The organism is Gemmiger sp. (assembly GCF_057431175.1).
Window position 1 is genome coordinate 25,005 of sequence record NZ_DBMDDV010000033.1, and the last position, 7,090, is coordinate 32,094.

Genomic DNA, 7,090 nt, shown 5'->3' on the forward strand with positions numbered 1-7,090 from the left:
ATGACAATAACCTGGGAGCAAATCCTCGCCTTTTTGTGCGAGGATCAGTCAATGGCGATCACCTCGCTGTTGTTTCTTGCCTTTTTTGCGGCGGTGGCACTCATCAACTATGCCCTGCCCCGCGTGCTGCGGCCGTATTTTCTGCTGATCGCCAGCTACGGCTTCTTCTGCTATGACCCGGTCAACCGCCCGCTGGTCTGGGTCATTGCCGCCGCTACGGTCGTTACCTGGCTGTGCGGGCTTATCATCGGCAAGGTCAAAAACAAGGCCGTGCGGGTGCTGGCCCTACTGGTCTCGGTAGGGTTCGGCATCGGTATTTTGATTTACTACAAATACTGGAACCTGCTGGCGGATTCTCTGGGCGGCAGCTTCCTCTCCCACCGGGAGAATCTGCTGGCCCCCCTGGGCCTCAGCTACTTCACCTTTGCGGCCATGAGCTACACCATCGATGTGTTCAAGCGCCGTTGCCGGGTCGAAACGAACCCGCTGCACTATGCGCTGTTCGTCAGCTTCTTCCCCACGCTCATCAACGGCCCCATCGAGCGTTACCCCCAGATGCGGCCGCAGATTCAAAAGAGCCGCCGGTTCAGCTATGGCCGCTGCGCAGGCGGCGCATTCCGTATGCTGTGGGGCTACACAAAAAAAATGGTCATCGCCGACAACCTGAGCCAGTATGTCTCGCTGGTCTACGGTGATGTTTCCGGCATAAGCGGCCCGAATCTCGTTGCCGCCACCGTGCTGTTCGCCGTGCAGCTGTACATGGATTTCTCCGGCTGCTGTGATATCGCCCTGGGCGCGGCGCGTATCCTGGGGTACGACCTGATCGAAAACTTCCAGTCCCCCTTTGAGGCCCGCACCTTCAACGATTTCTGGCGGCGGTGGCATATCTCGATGACCAGCTGGTTCCGGGATTACGTCTACTTCAGCCTGGGCGGCAGCCGGTGCGCACCATGGCGGCACTACTTAAACATCGTCATCGTCTTTGTCTGCTCCGGCCTGTGGCACGGCGCGGACTGGCGCTACTTGGCCTGGGGCCTGTTCACCGGCATTCTGGCGGCCTTCGGCGTCATGACGGCCAAACTGCGCCGCCGCATCAATCGCTGGAATCCGCTCTACCGCATGGGCTGGTTCAAGGCACTGTGGCAGACGATTGTCACGGACGGGCTGTTTTGCCTGACGCTGGTGTTCTTTGCATCGGCCATCTATAATACCGACCCCTTCGCCGTCTACGGTTCGCTCCTGCAGGGCTGGGATGGCCTGTCTGGCTCCTGGGCACAGGTGTCTAACCTGATTTACAGCAGCGGCATTGATGGCCGTCTGCCGGTGGCGCTGTTGTTCGGCTGCTTTGTCGTTTTTGCGGCAGAGCACGGTGGCCGCAGCGTCGCCAAATGGATTCGCCAGCAGGTCTGGCCGCTGCGCTGGACGCTCTACTACGGCGCGGCTGCGGCGATCTTGTTCTTCGCCGCGTTCGGTCAGTCGGCGTTCATCTACCAGCAATACTAAGGAAAGGCGGTGTATGTTATGCCCAAGTCCCCTACCCCGATCCCCGCACCGCCGGTCAAAATCCAGCGCGGTGCCCCCAGTCGCGCCCCGGCCAAAAAGCGCCGCCGCAAGAAAAAGCGCAACCCCTTCCTCTGGTTTTTGCAGGGGCTTGTCCGCCGCATCTACTTTGGCCTGAAAACCGGGTTCAAGTTCCTGCTGTTGGTGCCGGTGCTTGTGTTTATGGTGGCGTTCAGCTATAACGTCGACCGCAGCGGCCTGTTCCAGGGTGCGCTGGCCCCCCGCCGCATCGTGGATTTGATGCTGCAAGGGTACGATGTAACAAACTTCGAGCAGATGGACGAGCGCCAGGTGGTACAGTTGTATGCACAGGATGTGCCCGAGACGCCCGAGGCTATCGGTATTGGCTCCAGCCGCGTTTTGCAGTTCAACCGCGAGAACACCGGCGTGGAGAGCTTCTTCAACATGGGCGTCACCGGCGCGGATGTGCGTGACAATATGACGAGCTACTACAAAATGGTCACCTACGGCAAAGCGCCAAAGGTGCTATTGTGGAGCCTGGATCCCTGGGTCTTTTACGGCAGCGAGGCCGCCTTTGACGCCCGTGCTGACGCCGATTTGTACAATGAATTTTTGACAAAAGTCCTGAACGTACCCACCGACTATGAAGAGCCGAACCAGGTCGAGCTGTGGAAAGCCCTTGCCGACCCGGCATACTTCCAGGGCAACGTGGACTATTATTTCAAGAACCGCGGCCAGGCCACCGTCACCGACGACGAAGGCAACACCATCGAGTTTAACCCGGTGGAGGGCGACCCCTACAACCAGCCCACGAGCATCAAGCGGTCTGACGGCAGCGTTTTGTACGATGTAGCGTTCCGCAGCCAGACTGAAGACCAGATCCGCACGCTGGCTGCCGAAGCCTGCATGAGCTTCAACAGCGTACATATGGAAGGCTTTGACGAGATGAGCCAGACCCAGATTCAGGCGTTTGACTCCTTCATCAAATACGCCCAGTCTCAGGGCACCACGGTCGTTTTGGTGCTGTCGCCGTGGCATCCCTATCTGTACGGTTACCTGCTGACCGAGCCGGAGATGCACAAGGGTTTCTTCCAGGTAGAAAACTGGCTGCGCCAGTACTGCGCCGACAACAATATTCCGCTGTACGGCAGCTATGACCCCGCATGTATCGAGGGCTTGCAGGAAACGGATTTCTTCGACGGTCTGCACTGCGGCGGCACCGGCATTGCCCAGTTCTTCCCCGGTATCCCACAGGCATTGGCCGATTTGCAGAACGGTACACTGGCGAACCCGCTGGACGTACACCCCCGCACCAGTCTTGAGGACCCCAACGCGCAACCCGCCGAGGGCGAGACCCCCGACGGAGAGACACCTACACAGGAGGGATGATCTATGGCATTCATCGAGATCGGTTTTAACGCAAAGCGACCGCTGGTTCTGGGCCGCGGCGGCTTTGGCACCCAGCTGAACGACTGGCTGATGGACGAAGGCTGGGGCAGCGCGGACTTTTTGGACGACAACGCCCCCGGCGCCGTGGGCGGCCTGCGGGACTACGTTGACCCCGCGATTTTGAAACGCGGCCGCCCCGCCTTTGTGGCGCTGGGTGACAACGCCCTGCGGGTAGAACTGCTGCAAAAGCTGGCCGCTGCCGGGTACGCGACGCCAGTCTTTATCAGTGATGCCGCGTCGGTCAGCCCCAGCGCCGTGCTGGAGCCGGGCTGCATCATCCTGCCGCAGGCCTACGTGGGTGCAGACGCGCACCTGGGCGTGGGCTGCATCGTGAACGCCGGGGCCATCGTGGACCACAACGCCCAACTGGGTCGCGGCGTACACGTGGCACCGGGCGGCATCGTCAAGGCCGGGGCAGAGGTTGCCGAGTTCGCCAAGGTGGACTCCGGCGAGATCATCCGCTCCCCCTGGGAGAGCAAATGACCCAGCGCCGCGATTATATTGACGAGCTGAAGGGCCTGGGTATCCTGCTGGTGGTGTTCGGCCATTTTATGGAACAGTACCGCATGGGATATTCCTTCGTCAGTGCGTCATTTTTCTGTATCTATGCGTTTCACATGGCGCTGTTCTGCACCTGCAGCGGGCTGGTGGCGCGGTTCCATCCGCGCAAGCTGGTCACGCAGCAGCTATGGCTGTATCTGGTGGGGCAGGTCATCATGTTTGTGTTCCGCGCGGCGGTGCTGCGGGAAAATTTTGCCGAGAGCGGCGGCGCACTGGCCGCGCTGCTGCTGCCCTGGCGGCATATGTGGTACCTGTACGCGCTGGTGTTCTGGCACCTGACGCTGCCGGTTTTGTGCTGGCTGCGGGACCGCTGGCGGCTGCCCGGGGCCTGCCTGGGGCTGGCGCTTGCCGTGGGGCTGGCGTTTGCGGGCGGCCTGGTGGAGTGGCCGTTCACGCTGGTACGCGTGGTAGCGTTCTATCCGTTCTACGCTTTTGGAGTGCTGTTCCGCCCCCAACTGGATGCCCTGGCTACCGCAGCGGCGGAAAAGTGCAGCCTGCGGCGGGCGGCCCTGGCCGCGCTGTTGGTGGGGTATGGCGCGTATTTCCTGCGCGTGCTGCTGGCTGACCCGATTTTGGACAACAGCCCACAGCTGTTCCATGATGTGAGTTATGCGGACGGCGACACGGTGGGCTACCGCGTTGTGTTCTACCTGGCGGGCATCCTGACCACAGCTGCACTGGCGGTGGTGTTCAGCAGCCGCCACCGGCTGGAAGGGCTGGGGCGGCACACGCTGGCGATTTACCTTTTACATATGCCGATTCTGGCGGCACTGATCGAGTTCAAGTTCTACGACTTAATGCGCGGCAAGCCGCTGGCAGTGGTGGTGCTCTGGTTTACCCTGCTGGCCTGTGCCACGCTGGCCCTGCTGAACTGGCAGCCCGTGCAGACCGCGTTTGACAAGCTGGCAAATTGCTGGTATAAAAGGAAATAAGTAAGGGCGGCAGTCCCCGTGGGAAGGGGGTTGCCGTTTTTGTTGTATGGCGGCGCCTGCGACGCCCCACGGTCGGATGCAAGCATCCCCCTACGCTCCACCTTACACGAGCGGGCCGGGCATACCCGGCCCCTGCAATTATGCTTGACAACGCCACTACTTTGCATTACAATATAGGTACAGAACATTGCATTGCAAGGTAGTCAGGAGGTGGTATCGTGTTCGACCAGGCACAGCTGCGCAAGGGCACGCTGGAAGGCTGCATTTTGCAGATCATATCCCGGGAGCCAACCTATGGCTACGCCATCGCCGCTACCCTGCGGGACAGCGGCTTTTCCGCCGTAACCGAGGGCACACTCTATCCCCTGCTGCTGCGGCTGGAACGCAAGGGCCTGATTGCTGCCGAGTACCGCGCGGGATCCGGCGGGCCGAGCCGCAAATACTACCGCCTGACCCCCGATGGGGTGCAGTATCTTTCCGAATTTGCGGCCGCCTGGCAGGAGGCCAGCGACACTGTGAACCGCATTTTGCACGACAAGGAGGGCTGAACCGTGAAAACCATCCGCAGCGAGTACCGCGAACTGAAAAAGGAAAATGACCTGATTTTCTCGACACTGGCCGAGTATGACCGTGACACCATCACGGAAATCATCAGCGTGGTGGACAACACACGCGGCATCGGATATGAGGTCGAACTGGTGCGCAAAGATCTGATTGCCATGGCGGCACAGGCCGAGGCCCGGCGCGACTATCTGCCGTCGGTCATCGGGGACGTAGATGTTTTTAAACGGAATCTGCTGGCAAGCATGCCCAAGCCGAAGTTTGCGGATTACATGGCAGACAGCCTTGTGTGGCTGTGCTCGTTTGCGTTGGCCTCCGCCGCGACCTATACGGTGATGGGCCGCCCGTGGGACTGCTATTATGACGCGGTCTGGCTTGTGCTCTGCATTGCCATTATGATGCCCAGTGCGTGGCTGCTGCAGCGCATTGTCCCCGCCGAGTGGGCGGCCTCTACCGAAAAAGGTGTGCGGTACGGCGCTATTACAGCCGCTATGATGCTTTTGTGGTTCGTGGAGTTTTGGTTCGTCGACAAATGGATCACGCCGCTGCTGCCCGCGGTGGGCCTGCCCAACCTTGCGGCAGTCATCCTGTTCGGCGCGGCACTGGCAACGCTGCTTATCTGGCGCAACCACCGCCGCAACGAGCTTGCCGAAAAACGGCCCTGGCGGGATGTGATGGAGAAATAAAAGTGTCCCCCGATGGTGCGGAACCATCGGGGGACGCTTTGCCTTCCCCTGCGGGGGAAGGTGGCCGAACGCAGTGAGGTCGGATGAGGGGCGAGCTTTCCGCAATTGCCCATAAACGGGTTGCTGCGGGAAGGTCGCCCCTCATCAGTCACCTTCGGTGACAGCTTCCCCCGCGGGGGGAAGCCTTTTAAATATGCTCCAAAATCTTGTTGCCCATCTCGGTGCAGCCTACCCTGGTGCAGCCGGGAGCCATCATGTCGGCGGTGCGGTAGCCTTCGTCGAGAACAGCGTTGACAGCCGCCTCGATCTCGTCGGCCTCGGCGGGCATATCGAAGCTGTACCGCAGCATCATGGCCGCGGAGAGGATGCAGGCAATCGGGTTGACGACGTCCTGCCCGGCAATATCGGGCGCAGAGCCGTGGATCGGCTCATACAGGCCGCAGGTCCCCTGCCCCAGTGAGGAGGACGGCACCATGCCGATGGAACCGGTCACTTCGCTGGCTTCGTCAGAGAGGATATCGCCGAACATATTTTCGGTGACGATGACGTCAAACTGGGCGGGATTCTTGCAGATCTGCATAGCGCAGTTGTCCACAAACATTTCACTGTACTCGACCTCGGGGTACTCGACCTGCAGACGATGCATGACGGCGCGCCACAGGCGGCTGGTGTCCAGCACGTTCGCCTTGTCCACGCAGGTCAGCTTTTTGCGGCGCTTCATGGCCGTCTCAAAGCCGATGCGGCCGATGCGCTCAATTTCATGTTCGGCGTAGGGCATCACGTCGATGGCGACCTTCTCGCCGTTTTCCTCAATCGTCTTATGCTCGCCAAAGTAGACGCCGCCAATCAGCTCACGCACGACGATAAAGTCAATGCCCTTGTCCACAATGGACTTTTTCAGCGGGGAGGCATCCGCCAACTGGGGCCAGATCTTGGCCGGGCGGTTGTTGGCATACAATCCCATGCCGGAACGCAGGCGCAGCAGGCCCTTCTCAGGGCGCTGGTCGCCGGGCAGGCCCTCCCACTTGGGGCCGCCGATGGCCCCCAGCAGGACGCTGTCGGCGTTCTTGCACTTTTCCAGTTCCGCAGCGGGCAGCGGGTCGCCGAATTTATCAATGGCCTCGCCGCCCATGTAGGCGCGGGTATACGTAAACGTATGGCCGTGCTTTTCTGCAATTTTATCCAGCACGCGCACCGCCTGGGTCACGATCTCCGGGCTGGAACAGTCGCCGTAGATCAGAGTGATGTTTTTCTGCATAGTTCTGTTCTCCCTCTCGTTGCTATTGTAGGGGCGGGACATGTCCCGCCCTCAGCCTTTCCATCACAGCACTTTTGCCGTAAAACCGCGGGCCGGGCATGCCCGGCCCCTACAGGGCATCA

At 60.5% G+C, this 7,090-nt stretch carries 7 protein-coding genes; 6 read left to right on the plus strand and 1 reads right to left on the minus strand.

The window, feature by feature from the left end:
- From ACZO0A_RS10985 to ACZO0A_RS11010, 6 genes are all read left to right on the plus strand, one after another.
- Complete coding sequence (locus ACZO0A_RS10985; protein WP_302377206.1) at positions 1 to 1,503, plus strand: MBOAT family O-acyltransferase; 1,503 nt, start codon at positions 1 to 3, stop codon at positions 1,501 to 1,503.
- An 18-nt stretch (positions 1,504 to 1,521) separates the two neighbouring features.
- The gene (locus ACZO0A_RS10990; RefSeq protein ID WP_302377204.1) at positions 1,522 to 2,910 is read left to right on the plus strand and encodes a hypothetical protein; all 1,389 of its coding nucleotides are present in this window, start codon (positions 1,522 to 1,524) and stop codon (positions 2,908 to 2,910) included.
- 3 nt (positions 2,911 to 2,913) lie between these two features.
- Positions 2,914 to 3,453: a PglD-related sugar-binding protein gene (locus ACZO0A_RS10995; protein ID WP_294719705.1), complete on the plus strand. Its 540-nt coding sequence runs from the start codon at positions 2,914 to 2,916 to the stop codon at positions 3,451 to 3,453.
- Positions 3,450 to 4,463, plus strand: coding sequence for an acyltransferase family protein (locus tag ACZO0A_RS11000; protein ID WP_302377203.1), 1,014 nt, complete (start codon positions 3,450 to 3,452; stop codon positions 4,461 to 4,463). The genes ACZO0A_RS10995 and ACZO0A_RS11000 overlap by 4 nt, the downstream gene beginning before the upstream one ends.
- 218 nt (positions 4,464 to 4,681) lie before the next feature.
- Positions 4,682 to 5,011 carry a PadR family transcriptional regulator gene (locus ACZO0A_RS11005; protein WP_215693438.1) on the plus strand — a complete coding sequence of 110 codons (330 nt, stop codon included), beginning with the start codon at positions 4,682 to 4,684 and terminating at the stop codon, positions 5,009 to 5,011.
- A 3-nt stretch (positions 5,012 to 5,014) separates the two neighbouring features.
- Positions 5,015 to 5,710, plus strand: a complete 696-nt coding sequence (locus ACZO0A_RS11010) for a hypothetical protein (RefSeq protein WP_302377200.1) — start codon at positions 5,015 to 5,017, stop codon at positions 5,708 to 5,710.
- A gap of 187 nt (positions 5,711 to 5,897) precedes the next feature.
- Here ACZO0A_RS11010 and leuB read toward each other — a convergent pair whose 3' ends face one another.
- Positions 5,898 to 6,968: a 3-isopropylmalate dehydrogenase gene (gene leuB / locus ACZO0A_RS11015; RefSeq protein WP_302377199.1), complete on the minus strand. Its 1,071-nt coding sequence runs from the start codon at positions 6,966 to 6,968 to the stop codon at positions 5,898 to 5,900.
- Positions 6,969 to 7,090 lie beyond the last annotated feature (122 nt).